This is a genomic window from Phenylobacterium sp. (assembly GCF_031984885.1).
In the GTDB taxonomy this organism is placed as follows: domain Bacteria; phylum Pseudomonadota; class Alphaproteobacteria; order Caulobacterales; family Caulobacteraceae; genus Phenylobacterium.
Window position 1 is genome coordinate 53,329 of sequence record NZ_DAMABV010000008.1, and the last position, 21,739, is coordinate 75,067.

Below are 21,739 nucleotides of genomic sequence, written 5' to 3' on the forward strand. Positions count from 1 at the left end.
CTCCCGACATGGCGAGCTTGTGCGCTCATTGGCGATTTGAGGAAAACGATATAATCGACGCACTATGTTCGAAAATCTCACGTCCGGCGCCCTGCCGTCGCTGAACGCCCTGCGCGCCTTCGAGGCGATGGCGCGGACCGGCCGCGCGACCCTGGCGGCCGAGGAGCTGCACGTCACCCACAGCGCCGTGAGCCGCCAGGTGAAGGCGCTGGAGGCGGCGCTGGGCGTCCGGCTGTTCACGGGGCCCAAGCACCGGCTGGAGCTGACCCAGGCCGGGCGCGACCTGCTGCCGGCCCTGACCGGCGCCTTCGACCAGATCGCCACGGCGGTGCGCCAGGTGCGCGCCAGCGGCGAGGACCTGCTGGTCGCCGTGAACGCCAGCGTCTCGGTCAAGTGGCTGATCCCGCGGCTGGGCGGCTTCACCGCCTCGCACCCGCACGTGAACCTGCAGCTCGCCGAATTGCCGTCGCACGCCACGTCGTACCGCGGCGCGCACGCGGTGGTCCGCATCGTGCCGACCAGCCGGCTGGCCGAGGCCGGGGCCACGCCGCTGATCCAGAGCCATCTGGGGCTGGTGATGTCGCCTGGACTGGCCGAGCGGTTCGGAGGCGATCTGCTGAAGGCGCCGCGGCTGATGGCGCAGACCCATCCGCAAGGCTGGGCGATCTGGGCCGCGCTGGCCGGAGTCGAGCTGCCGCCGGGCCAGGAGCAGCCGTTCGCGCACCTGCACTTCGCGCTGGACGCCGCCATCGCCGGCCTGGGCGTAGCGGTGATGCCCTGGCCGCTGGTGGCCGACTATGTGCGCGCCGGCCGCCTGGTCGCGCCCTATGGGTTTCGCAAAGCCGAGAGCGCCTTTGCGCTGCTCGCCGCGCCGGGGGTCAGCAGCCGGGCGCTGGACCAGTTCAGGACCTGGCTGGCGGCGGAAGGGGCCAAGACCCCGCCCCCGCCCGCCTGAGCGGCTCAGCCGCCCTTGAAGCCCGTCGCCACCAGATAGACCTCGGAACTGTCGGCCCGGCTCGCCTTGGGCTTGATGTTCTTCACGTCGCTGAAGTGGCGCTTGAGCTGGGCGATCACCTCGGAGGTCTCGCCGCCCTGGAAAGCCTTGGCGACGAACGCGCCGCCGGGCTTCAGCACGCCGATGGCGAAGTCGGCGGCGGCCTCGATCAGCCCCATGATCCGCAGGTGGTCGGTGCGCTTGTGGCCCACGGTGTTGGGCGCCATGTCAGAGAGCACCACGTCGGGCCGCCCGCCGAGCAGCTCGATCAGCATCGGACCACAGGCCGGATCGGTGAAGTCCATCTCCAGGATGTGGGCCGGCGGCAGCGGATCGACCGGCAGCAGGTCGACGCCGACGATGTTGGTGACGCCGCGCTCGATGGCCACCTGCGTCCAGCCGCCGGGCGCCAGGCCCAGGTCAATGACCCGCGCGCCGGGCTTCAGCAGCCTCAGCCGGTCGTCGAGCTCGGTCATCTTGTAGGCCGCGCGGCTGCGATAGCCATGGGCCCGGGCCTTGGCCGAGAAGGGGTCGTTGATCTGCCGGTTCAGCCAGGCCTGCTGGGACGGCGTGCGATCCTTGGCCGTCTTCAGGCGGGCGGGTTTGCCCCGGCCCTCTTCCAGTCCGCCTGTCGGCGGCTTGACCATGCGCTTGCGGGGAGGTTCGCTCATTCAAAGGCGTTTACAGCGGAACCGGCGCCCGATCCACGGCCGCGCCGCCGACGCCGTCGACGCTTGCGCTTTCCGGCCCCCGACATCAGCGACATCAGGATGCCCTCGCGCAGGCCGCGGTCGGCCACGCGCACCCGCGTGCAGGGCCACAGCTCCTGCACCGCCTGGAGGATCGCGGCTCCCGCCAGCACCAGGTCGGCGCGGTCGGGACCGATGCACGGCTGGCCCGCCCGCTCCTGCGGGCTCAGGTCGAGCAGCATCTGGGCGGCGGCGTCGCACTGGTCGCGGCTCATCCAGATCCCGTCCACCAGGCTGCGGTCATAGCGCCGCAGGCCCAGGTGCATGCCCGCCAGGCTGGTGATCGCGCCGGAGGTGCCGACGAGATGCGCGCGCCCGGCGTCGAAGATCGGGCGCAGCTCGTCGGCGTGGCTGAACGCGCGCAGATGGTCCTTCACCGCCTCGACCATGGCGCGATACCAGCCTTCGGTGGGGCTCTCGCCCTCCGGAAAGCGCTCGGCGAGGGTCACGACGCCGATCGGGATCGACAGCCAGGCCTTGATCGGCAACTGGGCGGCCGAGAACTTGCCAAGCTCGGTCTCCAGCCCGCCGGCCGTCAGGTCGACCCAGGACAGTTCGGTGGAGCCGCCGCCGACATCAACCACCAGCGCGGCCTCGGCCTTGCGATCCAGCAGGTTGAGGCATCCGGCCACGGAGAGGTGCGCCTCCTCCCGCGGGGTGATGATCTGGAGGTTGAGGCCGGTTTCGGCCGCGACCCTGGCCACGAACTCCTTGCCGTTCTCCGCCGCGCGGCAGGCCTGGGTGGCGATCGCCTTGATCTTGACGACCTTGCGGCGACGCACCTTCTCGGCGCTCACCTTCAGCGCCGCGAGCGCCCGTTCCATGGCTGCGTCAGATAGTCGCCCGGTCTGGGAGAGCCCCTCGCCCAGCCGAACAATGCGCGAATAGGCTTCCACCACGCGAAATCCGCGTCCCGACGGGGTGGCGATCAGCAGGCGGCAATTGTTCGTACCCAGATCGAGCGCGCCATAGCACGGCGAATCCGCCGGGGGTGCGACCTGGCTCTTCCTGGTCGCGGCTGCGTTTATCCGGTCAAGTGTTGCGGTCACCGGAAAGGTGACCAGAACGCTTGCAAATCAAGGCCTTGGAGCGCGCTCGTTCCGAACACGCTCAACAGCGCCACCCTCATGGACCGTCATCCGTCCCTTGCAGACGCCTACAAAGACGCCTCGTTTCACAGGCGACTGTAGCAAGGCCGTTCGCCTCTCGGAAGGCGCGCCCTTGCACACGCGGCGATGAGCAGTACGTTCACCTCCCAGTTAGGCGCCGGGGTCTAGAGTCGGTTTTATGGACGCTCGAATTGAAAAAAGCGGACGGGACTTGGTGGCGCCCCCGATGGTGCTCGCCGAGCCGCGCCTGGCCAAGTACGCCATCGGACAGGTGGTGCGGCATCGCCATTATCCGTTCCGCGGCGTCATTTTCGACGTGGACCCGACCTTCGCCAACACCGAACAGTGGTGGCTGTCGATCCCCGAGGAGATCCGCCCTCGCAAGGACCAGCCGTTCTACCACCTGCTGGCCGAGAACGAGGAGAACGCCTACGTGGCCTATGTCTCCGAGCAGAACCTGATGCCGGACGAAAGCGGCGAGCCCGTCGGCCACCCGCAGGCGTCGCTGATCTTCGAATCCTTCCAGGAAGGCCATTACGTGCTGCGGCCGCGCATCAGCCACTGAGGCGCAGCAAGGACGTTCCGGCTCGCGCGGGCTAGGCGCAAACTTTATCCGCCGAACCGCGAAACCCCCGCATAGTTCGAACGGAACTTTCGCGGTTTCACGCCCATTCTGACGCCATGAGCGCAGATGGTTTTTCCGCCGCCCCGCCCCCTGGCGCGCGGCCCGATTGGACGATCGACCAGGACTGGGCGAGCTATGCACCGGCCGAGCATGAGGTCTGGATGACGCTCTACGCCCGCCAGGCGGAGCTGTTGCCCGGACGCGCCTGCGACGCCTTCCTCAACGGGATGCAGGCCCTGGACCTGCACCGCGGCGGCATCCCCGATTTCGAGCGGATCAACCAAGAGCTGCAGCGGCTGACCGGCTGGAGCGTCGTGGCCGTGCCCGGGCTGGTCCCCGACGACGTCTTCTTCGAACACCTGGCCAATCGGCGCTTTCCGGCCGGGCGGTTCATCCGCAAGCCGCACGAACTCGACTACCTGCAGGAGCCCGACGTCTTCCACGACGTGTTCGGCCATGTGCCGATGCTGACCGATCCGATCTTCGCCGACTACATGCAGGCCTATGGCCAGGGCGGGCTGAAGGCGCTGGGCCGCGGTCAGTTGCACAACCTGGCGCGGCTCTACTGGTACACGGTGGAGTTCGGGCTGATGGAGACGCCCAAGGGCCTGCGGATCTATGGGGCCGGCATCGTCTCGAGCCACGCGGAATCGATCTTCGCCCTGGACGATCCCTCGCCCAACCGGATCGGCTTCGACCTGGAGCGGGTGATGCGCACGCCCTACCGGATCGACGATTTCCAGCAGATCTACTTCGTCATTCCCTCGCTGAAGGCGCTGCGGGAGACGACCCTGGCCGATTTCTCGGCCATCTATGAACGCCTGGCCGCCGCGCCCGACATCGCCATCGACGCCATGGAACCCGGCGACCGCATCTTCACCTGCGGAACCCAGGCCTATGCGAACGCCGGCGGACGGCCGGCGGGGCGCTAGCCGCCCGCCTTCTCCCGGTCCAGCAGGGTCTGGATGCCCTTCTGCACCTCCAGCCGCTGGGCCGGCGTGAACACCCGGTAGCGCTGGGCCTTGGGGCCGGAGGCGACGGTGATGTCCTCGTCGGCGACATAGATGAAGCGCCCCTGGAATGCGCCGGTGATCGGCTGGCCGCTGACCATCCGCATGCCCTCGAGCCGGGCGGCGCAGTTCTCCAGGGTGTCGATGTCGGGCGCGATCGGGCGGAAGTCCGGCTTCCCGTTCATGCCCTGCGCCAGGCGCCAGCAGACGCCCGGATTGGTCGGGGCGGTGAGCGGCTTCTCGCAGCCCGCCAGGGCGAGCGGCGCGAGCAGCACGAGGAAGATCCGTCGCATGGTCAGTAGTCCTTACGCCAGCGGACCGCGAGCTTGCCGTCGCCCTGGCTGGCGAGCTTGGAGATGATGGAGAGGTTGCGCCCGAAGCGCCACTCGACCTGCGCCGAGGGGCCCTCGCGGCCGCCGCCTGAGATTTCCAGATAGACGTCTTCCGTCAGGTACTTGCCGCCGGAGACGGTGACGCCGGACTCATCGCCCCCCGCCAGGGCCAGGCGGTCGAGGCCGGCGAAGCTGCGCAGGTTGCCGACCACGTCGAAACCGCCGCCGCCGGCCAGCGACGACAGGGCCGAGGCCAGTTGCGCCGCCTCCAGGGGCGAAAGCTGCGAGGCCGAGCGGCCGAACAGGACCTGCGACAGCACCTCGTCATTGGGCAGGGTCGGCACCGAGGTCAGGGTGATCTCGGGCTTGGCCGCGGTGCCGCGGATCCTCACCACCGCGGTCAGCGAGGGATCATCGCGCGTCGCCGACAGGTCCAGGCGGATCGCCTGCGGCGAGGTCGCCAGATAGACCACCCCGCGATCGTCGAACTCGAAGCGCTTGCCGGCGAAGTCGTATTCGCCGCGCACCACCCGGGCCGTGCCCGACAGGGTCGGCCGCGCGGTCGTGCCGCCGACCTTGGCGTCGATCGACAGCTCCACGTCCAGGCCCTTGCCGCGCAGATAGATGCGCCGGGGCCCCTTCAGCGTGACGTCGAGCGTCATGGCCGGCCCGCGGCGGACGACGGGCTGCAGCGAGCCGGAGAGGTCGGTCGGCTTGTTGCGCTCGATGACGTCCATGTTGACCACGCCCGATCCGCCCGAAATCTTGGCGGCGACGTCGGCGCGATCGATGATCAGGTCGCCCGCCAGGCGCACATTGCCGTCGGCCCCGCGATCCAGCAGCGCCTGGCCGGAAGCCGAAGCGGTGGCCAGGTCGTTGTCGATCAGCCGGAAGTTCTTCAGGTCGAGCTTGAAGGTCGAGGCCCCGTTACGCAGCAGGCTGAGCCGGCCCGAACCGGCGAGCGAGCCGCCATGGCCGTCGGCGCCGGTCGCCTCGACGATGTTGACCGCATTGTCGGCCAGCGTGGCGCGCAAGACGACATTGGTCAGGACCAGGCCCGTCGCGCCGTCCGAGAAACGCCCCTCGTCGACCTGGGCCTGGCCCACGGCGCGCGGATCGGCCAGCGAACCGCTCAGCGTGCCCTGCATGCGCACATGGCCTGCGAGTTCGCGCTCGCCGCCGACCAGCAGGTCCCAGAGCGGCTTGACCTCGCCGTCCGCGAAGAAGGTTCCGCGCATCGGCCGTGTGCGAACGATGGCGATCCGGAACGGGCTGGCGCTGGTCTCGGCCGGCAGCACCAGCTCGGCGTTGGCGCGCAGGCCATGCTCGTTGGTCACCGCCGCGTCGAGTTCCATCGAGTCGCCGGCCAGCTTCACCTTGAAGTCGCCGTCCAGGCCCAGCTCGCGGGGCGACCCGCGGCTGCGCGCGTCGTCCAGCTTGGCGTCGAGCATGCCGTCCAGCCGCCCGCCCCGGCCCGTCAGGGTCAGGGTCGCGTCGGCCCTGCCCGTGAGGTCGGAATTGACCAGCCCCAGGCCCAGTTGCTGGACTTGGGCGTGGATGTCGGCGCTGTCCTTGGTCAGGCTTGCATCAAGGTCGATGCGGCCGCCGTCGGAGGCCAGCAGCCGCAGGCGGGCGCTGCGCTCGGGCCCGCCGAACCGCAGCACGACCGGCTCGACGGTCTTCACCTCCCGGCGACCGAACGCGCCGCCGCCGGTGAAGGCCAGCTCGTAGCCGTCGCCGGTCGAGAGCGTGCCGCCGCCGTCGAGCCTCCAGCGGTCGCTCGACGACACCCCTTGCAGACGCGCTTGATAGGGCAGCCTCGACAGCGGCCCGTCGGCGGTGATCACACCGTTGCGGAGGGCGATGCGCGCGCCCGGCAGGACGGCGTCGTTGGCGGTCAGGTTGAGGCTGGCGCGAGGCCCGCCGGCCGCATCGACGATCTTCACCGCGCCGGCGACGACCCCGCCGTCCAGGAAGGCGCCCTTGACGACCCGGACCTTGAGATCGGCGGCCGACGGCGTCGCCCGGCGCAGCGACACCGCGCCCGTCGCCGTCAACCCGCCCGCGTCCACCGACAGGTCGGACAGATCCACGCCGCCGCGCGGAAAGCCGAACGCCGAGCGGGCGGCGGCGGGGCCGTATTCGCTGGCGGCGGTCAGGGCGACGACGCCGCTGGAGCCCCCCTCGCCGCGCATGAAGCTCAGGGTCAGGTGGGCGGTCTTGAGCGGCAGGCGCGGCAGGTCGATGGCCTCGATGTCGGCCAGCAGGTCGGCGCGCGGCGCGGACGGCGTGCCGGTGATCGCCCCGGTCCCGCTGGCCTTGCCGGTGATCTCCACGGGGCCGGCCCGGAACGGCCCGGTCGCCGACCAGTCCAGCTTGAACCGCATGTCGCCGTCCTGGTCGAGCACGCCGGCGGTCGTCGCATTGATCGCCGCGCCGTCGAGCGCGCCGCTGGAGATCGACACCTGGCGTCCCGCCACCTCGGCCCGGGCCTGGAGCCTGGGCGTTTCCCCCAGCAGCCGGTCCAGCTCGGAGAAGCCCGACGCGAACTTGGCGCCCCTGGCGTCCAGGGTCAGGTTCCAGGGCTTGCCCGCCCCGCCCTGGTTCGCGGACCAGTCGGCGATGAGCGCGCCGCTGGCTCCCGACCGCGCCGCGGCCAGGTTCGAGAACGCCGCCTTGCCCTTGAAGTTGAGGCCGCCGAGCAGGCTCCGCCCGCCGCTGGCGTCGACCTTCAGGCCGGCGCCGGCCGCCTCGACCTCGCGCAGCAGCAGGCGTCCGTCCGCCAGGCGCGCGGCGTCGAAGGCCGCGGTCGGCCTGGCGCCCAGCAGCGCAGCGGCCAGGCCCGTCCCACGCCCCCCCGCGCCCGCCAGGCGGCCATTGATCGCCAGCACCTTGGCCTTGCGGGTGAACTCGAAAGGCCCAGACACCCGGTCGAGGTCGTACTCGCCAAACTTGATGCGGGCGAGGTCCGCCGTGCCGGCGAACCGCAGGTTGTCGGCGTTTCCGGTCAGCACGCCCTCGATGCGCGCAGGCCCCATGGATGGTCCGCCGGTCACCTTGGACAACTCCCCGGCCGAAGCGACCACCGCGACGCCCTGCGGCCCCGCCCGCCGCTTGCCCAGATTAGCCTTGCCCCTGGCGGTCACGGCCACGTTGTCGGAGGTCAGGGTCGCGTCGAGGTCGAACAGTTCCTGCGGCGCCTTGCGGCCGGTGATCGCGAACCGGACCTCCGGGCCCAGCCGCGCGACGAGCGACTGCGTGTGGGTCGACGCCGACAGCTCCACGCGCCCCTGGGCCGAGCCGCCCTCGGGCCCCCAGGCGCCGGACGCATCGACGGGCCGCGTCGCCCCGACATTGGCGATGGCCGTGAACTTGCCGCGCGACTCCACGCCATTGGCCCGGATGTGCAGAAGGAAGGGCTGGTCGGGCGCAAGGCCCAGCGCGCCGGCCAGCGCCCCGCCCTGAGCCTCGCGCGCGTCCGCCTCGACCAGCAGGGGGCGAGCGCCGCCGAAGTCGAACTTCGCCTTCAGATGATCGCCGGGATGGAGGACGCTAGCGGCCGCCACCGCGCCCTTCTGCCCGCCGTTACGGCGCATCAGGTGGACCGCAGCGTCGACGTCATACACGCCGCGGGTGCGGGCGAGTTCAGGCATCAGTTCGACCCGCGCGCGCGCGCGGTCGATCACGATGTCGATGGGCATGCCTTCCGACGGCTGCTTCGCCTCGGTGACGGGCTGCCGGTAGACCGTGATGTGCTCGGCCGTAATGCGGCTGGCATGGAAGCGCCGCTGCAGGATCTGCGAGACCGTCCAGGTCAGACGCAGGTTGCGCCCCTCGATCCATACGCCCTTGGGGTCGCGGATCTGCAGGCGCTTCACGCTGAAGTCACGCCAGACGTCGCCGCTCAGCCCCTCGACATAGAGCCGCCCGAACCGGCCGACCTTGACGCCGTTGACGCGGGTTTCGATGAACGAGCGGCCCTGGGGCGATAGGGCCGCGTAGCGCCCGGCCAGGACGGTCAGGCCCACGAGCACCGCCAGAAGCGCGCAGGCGACCAGCACCATCCAGCCCAGCCGCCGACGGCGAGGCTTCCGGGTCGACGGCGGCTGGGCCGCTTCGCTCTCGTTCGGCGTCTCGCTCAAAAGCTCTGCCCGATGCTGAGATAGATCTGGAACGACGGGTCGCCTTCGCGCTTGTCCAACGGGATCGCGACGTCGGCGCGGATGGGTCCGAAGCCGAGATCGTAACGAACGCCCACGCCCACCCCCACGCTGAAGTCATCGCCGGTCGGGAACTCGTTCGTGCCCACCGCGCCCGCGTCCACGAAGGCGACGACGCCCCAGCGCTCGCCGACCTTCTGGCGAAGCTCCAACGAGGTTTCGAGCAAAGAGATCCCGCCTTCCGGGGTGTTGTCGAACGATCGGGGGCCGATGGCCTGATAGGCGTAGCCGCGAACCGAGCCGCCGCCGCCGGCGTAGAACCGCCGCGAAGCCGGAACTTCGGGGATGCTGCCGCCGACCATCGCGCCGATCTTCGCGCGGCCGGCCACCACGGTCCGGGCCTTCTCGCCGAAGGGCAGATAGGCCGAGGCCTGCGACTGCAGCTTCAGATAGGCCAGGCTCTCGTCGCCGATCAGGTAGGTCGGCTCGGCCCGGACATCCAGCCGCCAGCCGCGCTTGGGGTCCAGCGGGTCGTCGGAGCGATCCAGGCTGCCGGCGGCCAGGGCGGCGAGCGTGACCAGGTCTTCCCCCAGGGGCGACACCTGGATGGTCTGCTTCTCCTCGACCTTGCCGTAGTCCAGCGAGGCGCCGAGGGTGACATACGAGGTCTTGCGGAAACGCCGCTGGATGTCGGCGCGGATGCCGACGCCGGTTTCGTCATAGGCGTCGGTCCGGCTCATATAGGCCCCGCCGCCGGCCTTGAACGACTGCTGGGGCCGCCGCCAATGCGGCAAGGTCAGCTCGGCGCCCAGGCGGCTGTCGATGTCCGAGGCCCGGGCGAGCACCGCCAGGGTGTCGGCGCGGCCAAGGACGTTGTAGCGGGTCCAGCGCGCGTCGGCGCCCACGCCCTCGGTGGTGGAATAGCTCGCCCCCAGTTCGAGAGTGCGCGGCTTGCGGTCGGAGAGACTGAGCAGGATCGGTCGGCGCCCGTCGGGCCCGGCCTGGTCCTTGGGCGCCAGGGAGACCGTGACCGAGTCGTACACGCCGGTGTCGAGCAGGCGACGCTCCAGCTCGCCGACGTCCTCGGGATCGTAGACCTCGCCAGGCCGCCAGGGCGCGAGGCTCTCCAGCCAGGCGTTGCGGCTGCGGCCCTCGCCGGTGATCTTGAGGCCGCCAAGGCGCACCAGTTCGCCCGCGGCGATCTTGTAGGTCGGCCGCACGGTCTTGTCGGCATGGTCGACGATCACCTCGCGCGGCTGCGCGGCGGCGTCCGCATAGCCGCGCTTCTGAACCGCGGCCACGATGCGGCCTTCGGCGTTGATGACGTCCACCGCCCTGCCCGGCGCCCCGGTCGCCAGGCCCATGACCACCTCGCCCGACTGCTGCACGGTCTCCATCGGCGCAGGTTCGATCCACTCGATCTGCGGATCGGCCAGGGTGAAGCGGGGCCCCGGCGTCACCCGGACGACGGCGGTCGGCGGATCGCCCTCGCCCACGTCGGGATCGACTTCGTAGCCGTAGTAGCCTTCCGAGCGGAGTACGGCGACGGCGTCCTCGCCGGCGTCGGTCGCGCGGCGGCGGGCTTCGAACCGATTGGAGATGGGCTTGTCGGTCTCCCCGATGGCCCGCGCGATCGCTTCGCGCAGCTCGCTGTCGAGCTGGCCTTCGATGGCCGCACGCGGTGATTCCGCTCGAGCCGCACCAGACGCACATATGGCCGCCGAGGCGGCGACCGCGACGACCAATCGTCCCACGCCAGTCCTTTCAAGAGCGCCCCAACCAGCGGTGTAGCCCGCGTCGCGCGCGGCTGTCACCCACCACTGACCGGCGGGGGCGCCGCGATGATGGGCGCCTGGCTGCTTAATCGCTAGGCGCCAAGGCGAGCCGGGGGCGCAGCCTCCGAAATCACGCTCCAATCGGGCCCGCCTTTCCTAAGCTCGGTCCATCGGAAGTCAGGAGAGGACTGGCGAGTGCAGTACGGCGTAGCGACTCAGGACCCTGACTGCATGGTCGGCGCGATGGCGGCCTCCCCGGCCGCGACGCCGTATGACGAGATGCTGACCAGCGACGGCGGGGTTCGGGCGCACTATGCCGGACTGCACCAACGGATCGCCACGCTCGCCGCCGCCGAGATGGCCGAACGGCAGCGCACCCTGGAGCGCTACTTCCTGCTGCAGGGGATCACCTTCACCGTCTATGGCGGCGAGAGCAGCACCGAACGGATCATCCCCACCGACCTGTTGCCCAGGATCATTCCGGCGGCCGAATGGGAACGGATCGAGGCGGGCCTGACCCAGCGCCTGCGCGCGCTGAACATGTTCCTCGCCGACATCTACGGCGCCCAGCAGATCCTGATGGACGGCGTCGTGCCGCGGGAACTGGTGCTGGGCGCGCCGTCCTATCGCCGCGAGATGCAGAACCTCTACGTCCCGCACGAGGCCTACGCCAATGTCTGCGGTTCGGACCTGATCCGCCAGCCCGACGGGGCGTTCGCGGTGCTGGAGGACAATCTGCGCGTCCCGTCCGGCGTCTCGTACATGCTGGCCAATCGCGAGGCCTCGCGGCGCACCTTCCCGGGCTCGTTCCGGGCGGCGGGCGTGCGGGCCATCGACCGCTATCCCGACCTGCTGCTGGCGACCCTGAAGAGCATGGCGGCCGACTGGCGGCCCAATCCCCAGATCGTCGTGCTGACGCCCGGGGTCTACAACTCCGCCTACTACGAACACGCCTATCTCGCCCGCCTCATGGGATGCCCGCTGGTCGAGGGCCGCGACCTCGTGGTGCATGACAACATGGTCTACATGCGGACCACGACCGGCCTGCGACGGATCGACGTGATCTATCGCCGGGTCGACGACGATTTCATCGATCCCCTCACCTTCCGGCGCGATTCCGCGCTGGGCTCGGCGGGCCTGTTCAACGCCTATCGCGCCGGCAACGTGGTGATCTGCAACGCGCCAGGCACCGGCGTGGCGGACGACAAGGCGGTCTACGCTTATGTGCCGGCGATCATCCGCTACTACCTCGGCGAGGACGCGATCCTGCCGAACATCGAAACCTACCTGTGCCGCGAGCCGAGCCAGTTGGCGCACGTGCTGGCCAACCTCGACAAGCTGGTGGTCAAGGCGGTGGGCGCCTCGGGCGGCTACGGCATGCTCATCGGGCCCCACGCCAGCCGGCAGGAGCGCGAGGACTTCGCCGCCGCCATCGCCGCCGACCCGGCCAACTACATCGCCCAGCCGACGATCCAGCTCTCGACCGCGCCCTGCCTGGTCGACGGCGAGATCGAGCCGCGCCACGTGGACCTGCGCCCCTTCATCCTGTCTGGGGAGAAGATCGTGGTCACCCCCGGCGCGCTGACGCGCGTGGCGCTCAAGAAGGGCTCGCTGGTGGTCAACTCCAGCCAGGGCGGCGGATCGAAGGACACCTGGGTCCTGGAATCCACACCGGCGGAGGTCCAGCCATGATGCTCGCCCGGGTCGCCGACAGCCTCTACTGGATCGGCCGCTACGTCGAACGCGCCGAGCATCTGTGCCGCCTGTCCGACGTCATGCTGAACGCCACGCTCGACCGCAACGAGGCCGCGGGCCAGGTCTCGCGCATCGTGCTGTCGGCCATCGGCGACACCGACATGGCCCGGGCGGACGATCCCTACCAGTTGGCCCTGATGCTGGCGCTGGACCGCAACGACGGCGGCTCGATCGTCTCCTCGCTGTCCCGCGCGCGGGAGAACGCCCGCCAGGTGCGCGACCAGATCACCACCGAGACCTGGGAGCGGCTCAACCTCGTCCACCTGCGGATGACCGGGATCGAGGCGCCGCAGGCCTTCACGGACGGAGCATCCTCCTTCCTGCATGAGGTCATCGCCGACCTCCACCTCTTCAAGGGCGCGGCCGACGCCACGATGAGCCATGGCGAGGGCTGGCGTTTCCTGCTGCTGGGCGTGCACCTGGAGCGGGCGCAGCTCATCGGCCGGCTGCTCGAGGCCTGCTTCGACGTGCGCCGCACGCCGGACGACCACATGGCGCTGATGGGCGTGCTGCGGATGAGCTGCGCGCTGGAGCCCTATCTGCGGCGCTTCACCGCCGACGTGCAGCCGCGCAAGGTGCTGGAGTTCCTGCTGCTGGACGAGGAGTTCCCCCGCTCGATGCGGTTCTGCACGGCGCGGATCGAGGAGTATCTCAGCTCCGCCGCTCGTCATGCGGAGGCGACCAGCCACACCGCCCCGGAGCGTCTGGCCGGCCGCCTGCGGGCGCGCCTGCAGTATGCCGACATGGCCGAGTTCGACGGCGCCAGCGACCTGATCTCCAGCGTGCTGGCCGACTGCGCGGCCCTTCACCAGTCGATCTACGACACCTTCGTCGCCTATTCCCTCGAAACGCGACTGCCGGCTTAGAAGGACCCCATCCATGCTCCTCGAAGTGCGGCACGTCACCCAGTACCACTATGCCGAGCCCGTGCGCGAAAGCGTCATGGAGGTCTGGATGCAGCCGCAGAAGGCCGCGCGCCAGCGGCTGGTGTCCTTCGACCTCGAAGTCGATCCGGCCGCGCAGTTGTTCTCCTACGCCGACCCGTTCGGCAACGCCGTCTATCACTTCGACGTGCCCCAGCCGCACGACCGATTGCGGATCGTGGCCAGCGCCGCCGTCGAGACCCAGGTCCCGCCCGCCCTGCCCGAGGCGCTCGATATGGGAGAATGGGACCGCCTGCGCAGCGGCTTCGTGCGCGGCGAGAACTTCGACTTCCTCACCCATGGCGGCTTCGCCATCGAGACGGAGGCGCTGCGGGCCTATGTCGCCGCCCACAATATCGACGATCTCCGGCGCCGCGATCCGCTGGGCGCCGTCAAGGCGCTGTCGGAGACCATCTACGCCTCGTTCGGCTACGAGCCGGGCGTGACGCACGCCGACAGTCCCATCGACCTGGCCCTGGAGGCCGGCCGCGGCGTCTGCCAGGACTTCGCGCACATCATGATTTCGATCTGCCGCAGTTGGGGCGTGCCCGCGCGGTACGTGTCGGGCTACCTGTTCACCGACCGCCAGGCCGGCGACCGCTCCGATCCCGACGCCACCCATGCCTGGGTCGAGGTGTTCCTGCCCTCGCTGCGCTGGGTCGGCTTCGATCCCACCAACAACGTCATGGCCGGAGAGCGCCACATCGCCGCCGCGGTGGGACGCGACTACGACGACGTGCCACCGTCACGCGGGGTCTACAAGGGCGACGCCGAGAGCCAGCTAGCGGTCGGGGTGTCCGTGCGCCGGGCCCGCGCGGCGCCGACCGAGCCGGAGTTCATCCGCATGGCCCAGCCCTCGTTCGCCCGCGGCGGTCGCCGCCGGCCGGCCGGAACCCCGGCCTACGACCAGCAGCAGCAACAGCAGCAGCAATAGGGGTCAGCCGAGCGGAAACGTGACCATCACCACCCCAGTCGTCTCCTCGCCGCCGACGGACCGATAGGCCGCGCGGGCGGCGGCGTTCTCCTCGTCGGTCAGCACCCAGGCTTCAGAACAGCCGAGCCGGCGGCCCAGGGCCAGCAGCGCATCGAGCAGCGCGCGGGCCAGGCCGCGCCGCTGATGCGTCGGCGCGACCCCGACCTCGTTGATCCAGAGCTGCGGCGGCTTGTCGGGGTGGACGTAGTGAACCGCCGACGCGAAGCCGACCACGACGCCCCCATCCAGCGCGACGGCCAGGTGATGGCGCGGATCGGCCAGGAACTCGGCCCAGAGCCCAGGATCGACGCGCTCGTCGAAGACCTCGTCGGCGACCTGGTCCAGGATCGCCAGATCCCCGGCGCTCAGCAGGCGAACCTCCACGGCGGCCCCTCCAGAGACGGGCCTCGACGGCCCCTACTGCGGAAAGACGTAGGCCCGGGCGACGCTCACGTCGAGGCGCGATCCGGGCCGCACGTCGGCCACCGACTGCCGGGCGAAGGCCGCCTCCAGGCGCAGGCCGCCGGGCGTGACCCCGTCGATCCGCGCCACCGCGCCTTGCGGGGCGATGTGATTGACCATCAGCGCGAAGGATCCGTCGCCGGCCGGCGACAGCTCCAGCTCGTGGGGCCGCACGAACGCCGCCGCGCCGCCGTCGGCCAGGCCCGGCGCTGCGAACTCGACGTCGCCCAGCCGGAACCGGCCGCCCCTGACTTCGCCGTCCAAGCGATTGGATTCGCCGACGAAACCGGCCACGAACGCGCCTGAGGGATTGTCGTGGATCTCCTGCGGCGTGCCGACCTGCTCGATCGCCCCCTGATTGAGAATGGCCACGCGGTCGGCCAGCTCCAGCGCCTCTTCCTGGTCGTGGGTGACGAAGATGGTGGTGACGCCGGTGGCGTCGTGGATGCGCCGCAACTCCTTGCGCAGCGACTTGCGCACCGTGGCGTCCAGAGCGCCGAACGGCTCGTCGAGCAGCAGCACGCTGGGATTGACCGCCAGGGCCCGCGCCAGGGCCACCCGCTGCCGCTGGCCGCCCGACAACTGGGCCGGATAGCGCTTGCCGAGTTCGCCCAGTTCGACCAGGCGCAGCAGTTCGTCCACCCGCGCGGCGATCTCGCTCTTGCTCGGCTTGGCGGCCCCCTTGCGGACATCCAGGCCGAAGGCGACGTTCTTGGCCACCGTCATGTGGCGGAACAGAGCGTACTGCTGGAACACGAAACCGACGCGGCGCTGGGCGGCGCCGGCGAAGGTCATATCCTCCTCGCCGTAGAGCACCTGGCCCTTCTCAGGGAATTCCAGGCCGGCGATCACGCGCAGCAGGGTGGTCTTGCCCGACCCCGACGGACCGAGCAGCGCCAGAAGCTCGCCGTCGGCGATCTCCAGGCTGACGCTGTTCAGGGCCGGATAGCGGCCGAAGGTCTTCTCCACCGAGCGGATGGAAATGGTCATCTGGAGCGTCTCGTGATCAGTGGCGGCCAGGCCGCGACGGCGGCTGGGCGATTTCAAGCAAGGTCTTCAGCACCAGGGTGACGACCGCGAGGAAGCACAGCAACGCTGCGACGGCGAACGCCCCGACGAAATCGTACTCGTTGTAGAGGATCTCGACGTGCAGCGGCATGGTGTTGGTCAGGCCCCGGATGTGGCCGGAGACCACGGAGACGGCCCCGAACTCGCCCATCGCCCGCGCATTGCAGAGCAGCACCCCGTAGAGCAGCCCCCAGCGGATGTTGGGCGCGGTGACGCTCCAGAAGGTGCGCAGGCCCGAGGCGCCCATCGACACGGCCGCCTCCTCCTCGTCCACGCCCTGCTCCTGCATCAGCGGGATCAGTTCGCGGGCCACGAAGGGGAACGTGACGAAGATGGTCGCCAGCACGATGCCCGGCACGGCGAAGATGATCTTGATGTCGTGGTCGATGAGCCAAGGGCCGAACCACCCCTGGGCGCCGAACACCAGCACATAGATCAGGCCCGCCACCACCGGCGACACCGAGAACGGCAGGTCGATCAGGGTGATCAGGAAGGGCTTGAGCGGGAACTCGTACTTCGCCACCGCCCAGGAGGCGCAGACCCCGAACACCACGTTGAACGGCACGGTGATGGCCGCGGTGATCAGGGTCAGCTTGATCGCCGCGCGGGCGTCCTCGTTGGCGATGGCCTCCAGCGCGGCCGGAAGCCCCTTGCGCATGGCCTCGAAGAACACCGAGACCATGGGCAGGATCAGCACGGACGCCAGGAAGACCGCGACGATGGCCAGGATCAGTCCCTTGGCCCAGATCGGATCCTCGGTGGGATGACGCAGACGGCTCACGCGGCGAGCCTCCGGGCCCAGGCCTGGATGGCGTTGATCAGGAAGAGCATCAGGAACGACACGCCCAGCATCACGACCGCGATGGTCGCCGCGCCGGCGTAGTCGTATTGCTCAAGCTCGATGATGATCAGCAGCGGCGCGATCTCCGACTTGTAGGGCATGTTGCCGGCGATGAAGATCACCGAGCCGTACTCGCCCACCGCCCGGGCGAAGGCCAGCGCGAAGCCGGTCAGCCAGGCCGGGGCCAGCGCGGGCAGGATGACCCGCAGGATCGTATCGAAGCGGGTCGCGCCCAGGCTGGCGGCGGCCTCCTCCACGTCGGCGGCCAGGTCGCGCATCACCGGCTCCAGGGTGCGGACCACGAAGGGCAGGCCGATGAACGTCAGGGCGACGACGACGCCCAGCGGCGTATAGGCGATCTTGATCCCCAGCGGCTCGAACAGCGAACCGATCCAGCCGTTGGGCGCGTAGAGCGTCGCCAGGGCGATGCCGGCCACCGCGGTCGGCAGCGCGAACGGCAGGTCGATCACGCCGTTGATCAGGCTCTTGAAGGGAAACTGATAGCGGACCAGCGCCCAGGCGGTGAGCAGCCCGAACACCCCGTTGATCGCCGCGGCGATCAGGGCGGCGCCGAACGACAGGCGATAGGCGGTCATCGCCCGCTCGTTGAACGCCGCCTGGAGGAACTCGGGCAGCGATTGCTCCGACGCCTTTATGGCCACCGCGCTCAACGGGATCAGGACGATCAGCGAAAGGATCGCAAGCGTTACGCCCATGGTCAGGGTGAAGCCGGGGATCGCCGAGCGTCGCCGGATCAGCGGCGGTCGCGACGCGACGCTTTCCATCCGTGAGGTCGCCGTCATCGTTACAGCCCCGGTTCAAACGCATAAACGCCGAGACGCGCAGTTCGCTGCGTCTCGGCCATGCGCTTGGCTAATTCCCATCGGGTCTATGGACAATATAGTTTTTCTGACACCCGGAAACGAAAGCCTAAGCAGAGGCCATGCGGGAAGAAGTCCAGAGACTTCAGAAACATCAACCATCTCAGGCAGATGGTTGGTAGGCCGGGTGAGGTTCGAACTCACGACCATTCGATTAAAAGTCGAATGCTCTACCACTGAGCTACCGGCCCGCACGCCGCGCACGGGGGCGCTGGCGAAGAGGCGCGGACCATATGCGGGCGGCTGGTTCGGAGCAAGAGCACTGCTGCAGCTTTCCAACAGCTTGCGGCTGCCGCTAGCATCGGGCCATGCGCAAGATCGTACTCGCCTCGATTCCCCTGCTCTTGCTCAGCGCCTGCGTCACGGCTCCGGCCGACGGATCCTCCCAGATCCAGACGACGTCGGCCGCCAATCGCGAAAGCGTCCAGGGGGCCGTGTCCGCGCCGCTGCGCGACGTGAACCTGATCAAGACCAAGATTCCCCAGGTGCTGCTGGAAGCGATGGCCGACCCCTATCAGCGGCCCGAGCCGGCGACCTGCGCCGCGATCGCCGCCGCCATTCTGCCGCTCAACGGCGCGCTGGGCGCCGACCTGGACGAGCCGGCGGTGGACGAGGACGATCTGATGGACCGCGGCCGGGGCGTGGCCCTGGGCGCCGTCGCCGGACTGGCGTCCGACGTCATCCCGTTCCGCGGCTGGGTCCGCAAGCTCTCCGGCGCCGAGCGCCATGACAGCATGGTCACCGCCGCCATCACGGCGGGGGGCGTGCGCCGCGCCTATCTCAAGGGCCTGGGCGAGGCCAAGAACTGCAAGCCGCCGGCCATACCCTCGCACATCCTGACCGGCACGCCGGTCAAGTCCCAGGAGCTGAAGCCGCGCTATCCGGTCCGCTGACGGGCCTTGAAGTCGCGGCGGAACTGCTCGAAGCGGCCCTCGGCGATGGCCGCGCGCATGGCCGCGGTCAGCGCCTGGAAGTGGGCGATGTTGTGCCAGGACAGCAGCACCTGCCCGAGGATCTCCTCGGACTTCACCAGGTGATGCAGATAGGCCTTCGAATAGTGGGATGAGGCCGGACAGTCGCTGGTCTCGTCCAGCGGCGTGTCGTCCTCGGCGAAGCGCGCGTTCTTCAGGTTGACCGGGCCTTCCCAGGTCCAGGCCTGGCCGTGGCGGCCCGACCGGGTCGGCAGGACGCAGTCGAACATGTCGACGCCGCGGGCCACCGCCTCGACCAGGTCGATCGGCTTGCCCACGCCCATCAGGTAGCGGGGCCGATCGGCCGGCAGCATGGCCGGGGCGTAGTCCAGGACCTCGCACATCGCCTCGTGCCCCTCGCCGACCGCCAGGCCGCCCAGGGCGTAGCCGTCGTAGCCGGTCTCGATCAGCCGTTCGGCCGATTCCTTGCGCAGATGCTCGAACGTCGAGCCCTGCTGGATGCCGAACAGCGCCTGGCGCTCGCGCTCGCCGAACGCGGCCTTGGAACGCGCGCCCCAGCGGGCCGAGAGCCGCATGGCTTCGGCGGCCCGCTTCTCCTCCGCCGGCCAGGCCACGCACTCGTCGAGTTGCATGACGATGTCCGAGCCCAGCAGGTCGGCCTGGATCTCGATGGAGCGTTCCGGCGTCAGGACATGCTTGGAGCCGTCGATGTGACTCTGGAAGGCTACCGACTCCTCGGTCACCTTGGCGATCTTCGAGAGCGACATGACCTGGAAGCCGCCGGAATCGGTCAGGATCGGCCGGTCCCAGCGCATGAACCTGTGCAGGCCGCCCAGCCGCGCCACCCGTTCGGCCGTGGGGCGCAGCATCAGGTGATAGGTGTTGCCCAGGATGATGTCGGCCCCGGTCGCGCGGACCTGATCGACGGTCAGGGCCTTGACCGTCGCCGCGGTGCCGACCGGCATGAAGGCCGGGGTGCGGATCTCGCCGCGCGGGGTCTTGAGCACGCCGGTGCGCGCCGCGCCTTCGGTGGCGGCGATCTCGAAGGGGAATGCGGCCACTAGTTGGCTCTCCAGAGCAGGCTGGCGTCGCCGTAGGAATAGAACCTGTAGCCGCTGGCGATGGCGTGGGCGTAGGCGGCGCGCATGGCTTCGACGCCGGCGAAGGCGCTGACCAGCATGAACAGGGTCGATTTCGGCAGGTGGAAGTTGGTCATCAGGCCGTCGGCGGCGCGGAAACGGTAGCCGGGGGTGATGAATATCGAGGTTTCGGCAGAGAACGGGCGGATGACGCCGTCCTCGCCGGTGGCGCTCTCGACCAGACGCAGGGAGGTGGTGCCGACGCAGACCAGGCGGCCGCCGGCGGCCTTGGCGGCGTTGAGGGCCGCGGCGGTCTCCGCGTCGACCTCGCCGTATTCGGCATGCATCCGGTGTTCGGTCAGGTTTTCGGTCTTCACCGGCAGAAACGTGCCGGCCCCGACGTGCAGGGTCACGAACCGCAGCGTCACCCCCATGGCCTCCAGCCGCGCCATCAGCTCGGGCGTGAAGTGCAGGCCCGCGGTGGGCGCGGCGACCGAGCCCTCCTCGTCGGCATAGACGGTCTGGTAGTCGGCCTTGTCCTGGGCGTCCTCGCCGCGCTTGGCGGCGATATACGGCGGCAGGGGCATGGCGCCCCGCTCGGCGATGGCGGCGTCGAGGTCGGGCCCGGCCAGGTCGAAGCCCAGCGTCACCTCGCCGCCCTCGCCCTTCTCGATCACCGTCGCGTCGAGCACCCCCAGCAGGCAGGCGCGATCGTCGGTGGAGCCGAACCGGACGCGATCGCCGGGCGCGAGCTTCTTGCCCGGCCGCATGAAGGCGGTCCAGCGCGAGGACGAGAGGCGCTTGTGCAGGGTCGCCTCGACGGCGACGTCCGAACCCTCCCGCACGCGACGGCCCTTCAGCCGCGCGGGAATGACCCGCGTGTCGTTAAGCACCAGCACGTCGCCGGCGCGGAGCTGGCTGGGCAGGTCGGCGACGCTCAGGTCCTCCAGCGCCCGGCCCGGCGCGACCAGCAGCAGGCGCGCGGCGTCGCGCGGATGGACCGGCCGCAGGGCGATGCGGTCGTCGGGAAGTTCGAAGTCGAAATCGGCGAGTTGCATGGACGCGCTTGAAGCGCACGGGCGGGCGCACCCGTCAAGCATCGCCGCATGTAAGGTCGAGCCATGAGCCCTGTGCGATTCGCCCTTCGCAGCGTGGTCCTGCCGATCGGCGCCCTTAGCGCCGTTGCGGCGGCGGCGGCGCAGGGCGGACGCATCAGCGGCCACCTCGACATACTGACGCACCTGGCCCCGCTCTATCTGGCCGGAGGCGCCCTGACCCTGGCCGCCGCGATCTTCGCGCACCGGCGCCTGCCCCCCGCCCTGCTGGGCGCCGCAGCGGTGATCGCGAGCCTGGCGCTGATGCTTCCCGAATTCCTGCGGCCGGCGTCCCCCCGCGCGCCGGCCGACACGCCCGGACAGATCAAGCTCATCCAGTTCAACGCGGCGAAGGACAGTCAGGGCCTCGACCAGCGTCTGGACTGGCTGGCGGCCCAGGATCCGGACGTGCTGGTGGTCGAGGATTCCAGGGCCGTGTTCCAGACCGCCGTCGTCCAGCGGCTGCATCGCCAGATGGCCTGCGGCAAGACCTGCGAGGTGGCGATCTTCACCCGCGCGCCGGCCGCCCGGATCGAAGGCCCGCGCCGGGGGCGTGAAGGGCTCGGGCCGGCGGTCACCATCGCGCACCTGACCGGCCCTCAGGGCGACTTCACCGTGATCGGCACGCACTATGTCTGGCCGACGGAGGTTCGGACCCATCGCGAAAACGGGCTGAGGCTGGAGCAGATCATGCAGGGCCAGCCCAGGTCGCGGGTGATCCTGGCCGGCGATTTCAACTCGACGCCCTGGTCATTCTCCCGCCGACGCGAGGACGCGGCGCTGGGCCTGGAGCGCCGGACCAGGGCCCTTTCGACCTGGCCCGCGAACAGTCCTTTCGGGCTTGCGATCCTGCCCATCGATCATGTCTATGCGGGCGCCGACTGGCGTACGGTCTCGGTCGCCCGCGGGCCTCGCCTGGGCTCGGACCACTACCCCGTCGTCGCGGTCCTGGCGCTGAAGCGGAACTGACGGCCTAC

At 69.9% G+C, this 21,739-nt stretch carries 19 protein-coding genes and 1 tRNA gene; 8 read left to right on the forward strand and 12 right to left on the reverse strand.

Translation table 11 applies throughout. The features are described 5' to 3' along the window. Window positions 1–64 precede the first annotated feature (64 nt). Window positions 65–955: a LysR family transcriptional regulator gene (locus tag RTL41_RS13445; protein WP_312165267.1), complete on the forward strand. Its 891-nt coding sequence runs from the start codon at window positions 65–67 to the stop codon at window positions 953–955. Between the two features lie 5 nt (window positions 956–960). Here RTL41_RS13445 and RTL41_RS13450 read toward each other — a convergent pair whose 3' ends face one another. Together RTL41_RS13450 and RTL41_RS13455 are read right to left on the reverse strand one after the other, a co-directional pair. After that, on the reverse strand, window positions 961–1,665 hold the full coding sequence (locus tag RTL41_RS13450) for an RlmE family RNA methyltransferase (RefSeq protein ID WP_312165269.1): 705 nt from the start codon (window positions 1,663–1,665) through the stop codon (window positions 961–963). Further along, a complete protein-coding gene (locus RTL41_RS13455) occupies window positions 1,662–2,771 on the reverse strand; it encodes a Ppx/GppA phosphatase family protein (protein ID WP_312165638.1) in 1,110 nt (369 codons plus the stop codon). The genes RTL41_RS13450 and RTL41_RS13455 overlap by 4 nt, the downstream gene beginning before the upstream one ends. A gap of 307 nt (window positions 2,772–3,078) precedes the next feature. Between RTL41_RS13455 and hspQ the strand changes: the two genes are divergently transcribed. Further along, a complete protein-coding gene (gene hspQ, locus RTL41_RS13460) occupies window positions 3,079–3,417 on the forward strand; it encodes a heat shock protein HspQ (RefSeq protein ID WP_312165641.1) in 339 nt (112 codons plus the stop codon). Between the two features lie 116 nt (window positions 3,418–3,533). Next, window positions 3,534–4,409 (forward strand): phenylalanine 4-monooxygenase, encoded by an 876-nt coding sequence (gene phhA, locus RTL41_RS13465; RefSeq protein WP_312165271.1) that lies wholly within the window; start codon window positions 3,534–3,536, stop codon window positions 4,407–4,409. Here phhA and RTL41_RS13470 read toward each other — a convergent pair. The 3 genes from RTL41_RS13470 to RTL41_RS13480 are packed head-to-tail and all read right to left on the reverse strand — an operon-like array spanning window position 4,406 to window position 10,733. Beyond that, complete coding sequence (locus RTL41_RS13470) at window positions 4,406–4,780, reverse strand: hypothetical protein (protein WP_312165273.1); 375 nt, start codon at window positions 4,778–4,780, stop codon at window positions 4,406–4,408. The two genes, phhA and RTL41_RS13470, sit on opposite strands and share 4 nt — an antisense overlap. Window positions 4,781–4,782: 2 nt before the next feature. Next, window positions 4,783–8,961, reverse strand: a complete 4,179-nt coding sequence (locus RTL41_RS13475; protein ID WP_312165275.1) for a translocation/assembly module TamB domain-containing protein — start codon at window positions 8,959–8,961, stop codon at window positions 4,783–4,785. After that, a complete protein-coding gene (locus RTL41_RS13480; protein ID WP_312165277.1) occupies window positions 8,958–10,733 on the reverse strand; it encodes an autotransporter assembly complex family protein in 1,776 nt (591 codons plus the stop codon). Before RTL41_RS13480 ends, RTL41_RS13475 begins: the two co-directional genes overlap by 4 nt. 252 nt (window positions 10,734–10,985) lie before the next feature. On the opposite strand from RTL41_RS13480, the gene RTL41_RS13485 reads away from it, so the two are divergent. Genes RTL41_RS13485 through RTL41_RS13495 form a run of 3 tightly spaced genes read left to right on the forward strand, consistent with a single transcriptional unit; the run spans window position 10,986 to window position 14,366 of the window. Continuing rightward, window positions 10,986–12,446 carry a circularly permuted type 2 ATP-grasp protein gene (locus RTL41_RS13485; protein ID WP_312165643.1) on the forward strand — a complete coding sequence of 487 codons (1,461 nt, stop codon included), beginning with the start codon at window positions 10,986–10,988 and terminating at the stop codon, window positions 12,444–12,446. Further along, window positions 12,443–13,375, forward strand: coding sequence for an alpha-E domain-containing protein (locus tag RTL41_RS13490; protein WP_312165280.1), 933 nt, complete (start codon window positions 12,443–12,445; stop codon window positions 13,373–13,375). Before RTL41_RS13485 ends, RTL41_RS13490 begins: the two co-directional genes overlap by 4 nt. A gap of 13 nt (window positions 13,376–13,388) precedes the next feature. Continuing rightward, window positions 13,389–14,366 carry a transglutaminase family protein gene (locus tag RTL41_RS13495; RefSeq protein ID WP_312165281.1) on the forward strand — a complete coding sequence of 326 codons (978 nt, stop codon included), beginning with the start codon at window positions 13,389–13,391 and terminating at the stop codon, window positions 14,364–14,366. A 3-nt stretch (window positions 14,367–14,369) separates the two neighbouring features. On the opposite strand, the gene RTL41_RS13500 is transcribed toward RTL41_RS13495, so the two are convergent. The 5 genes from RTL41_RS13500 to RTL41_RS13520 form a co-directional block, all read right to left on the reverse strand. After that, a complete protein-coding gene (locus RTL41_RS13500; RefSeq protein WP_312165284.1) occupies window positions 14,370–14,789 on the reverse strand; it encodes a GNAT family N-acetyltransferase in 420 nt (139 codons plus the stop codon). 33 nt (window positions 14,790–14,822) lie between these two features. Beyond that, window positions 14,823–15,857, reverse strand: coding sequence for a sulfate/molybdate ABC transporter ATP-binding protein (locus RTL41_RS13505; RefSeq protein WP_312165287.1), 1,035 nt, complete (start codon window positions 15,855–15,857; stop codon window positions 14,823–14,825). 16 nt (window positions 15,858–15,873) lie between these two features. Then, the gene (cysW, locus tag RTL41_RS13510) at window positions 15,874–16,716 is read right to left on the reverse strand and encodes a sulfate ABC transporter permease subunit CysW (protein WP_312165288.1); all 843 of its coding nucleotides are present in this window, start codon (window positions 16,714–16,716) and stop codon (window positions 15,874–15,876) included. Beyond that, window positions 16,713–17,579, reverse strand: a complete 867-nt coding sequence (gene cysT / locus RTL41_RS13515; RefSeq protein WP_312165290.1) for a sulfate ABC transporter permease subunit CysT — start codon at window positions 17,577–17,579, stop codon at window positions 16,713–16,715. Before cysT ends, cysW begins: the two co-directional genes overlap by 4 nt. Window positions 17,580–17,773: 194 nt before the next feature. After that, a tRNA-Lys gene (locus RTL41_RS13520) sits at window positions 17,774–17,848 on the reverse strand. A gap of 117 nt (window positions 17,849–17,965) precedes the next feature. Here RTL41_RS13520 and RTL41_RS13525 point away from each other — a divergent pair. After that, window positions 17,966–18,550, forward strand: coding sequence for a hypothetical protein (locus RTL41_RS13525; RefSeq protein WP_312165293.1), 585 nt, complete (start codon window positions 17,966–17,968; stop codon window positions 18,548–18,550). Here the strand turns inward: RTL41_RS13525 and tgt are convergent. Both tgt and queA read right to left on the reverse strand, forming a co-directional pair. After that, window positions 18,535–19,650, reverse strand: a complete 1,116-nt coding sequence (gene tgt, locus RTL41_RS13530; protein WP_312165295.1) for a tRNA guanosine(34) transglycosylase Tgt — start codon at window positions 19,648–19,650, stop codon at window positions 18,535–18,537. The genes RTL41_RS13525 and tgt overlap by 16 nt on opposite strands. After that, window positions 19,650–20,726, reverse strand: a complete 1,077-nt coding sequence (queA, locus tag RTL41_RS13535) for a tRNA preQ1(34) S-adenosylmethionine ribosyltransferase-isomerase QueA (protein WP_312165298.1) — start codon at window positions 20,724–20,726, stop codon at window positions 19,650–19,652. The genes tgt and queA overlap by 1 nt, the downstream gene beginning before the upstream one ends. A 63-nt stretch (window positions 20,727–20,789) precedes the next feature. On the opposite strand from queA, the gene RTL41_RS13540 reads away from it, so the two are divergent. Beyond that, window positions 20,790–21,731 (forward strand): endonuclease/exonuclease/phosphatase family protein, encoded by a 942-nt coding sequence (locus tag RTL41_RS13540; RefSeq protein ID WP_312165301.1) that lies wholly within the window; start codon window positions 20,790–20,792, stop codon window positions 21,729–21,731. The last annotated feature ends 8 nt before the right edge of the window (window positions 21,732–21,739 follow it).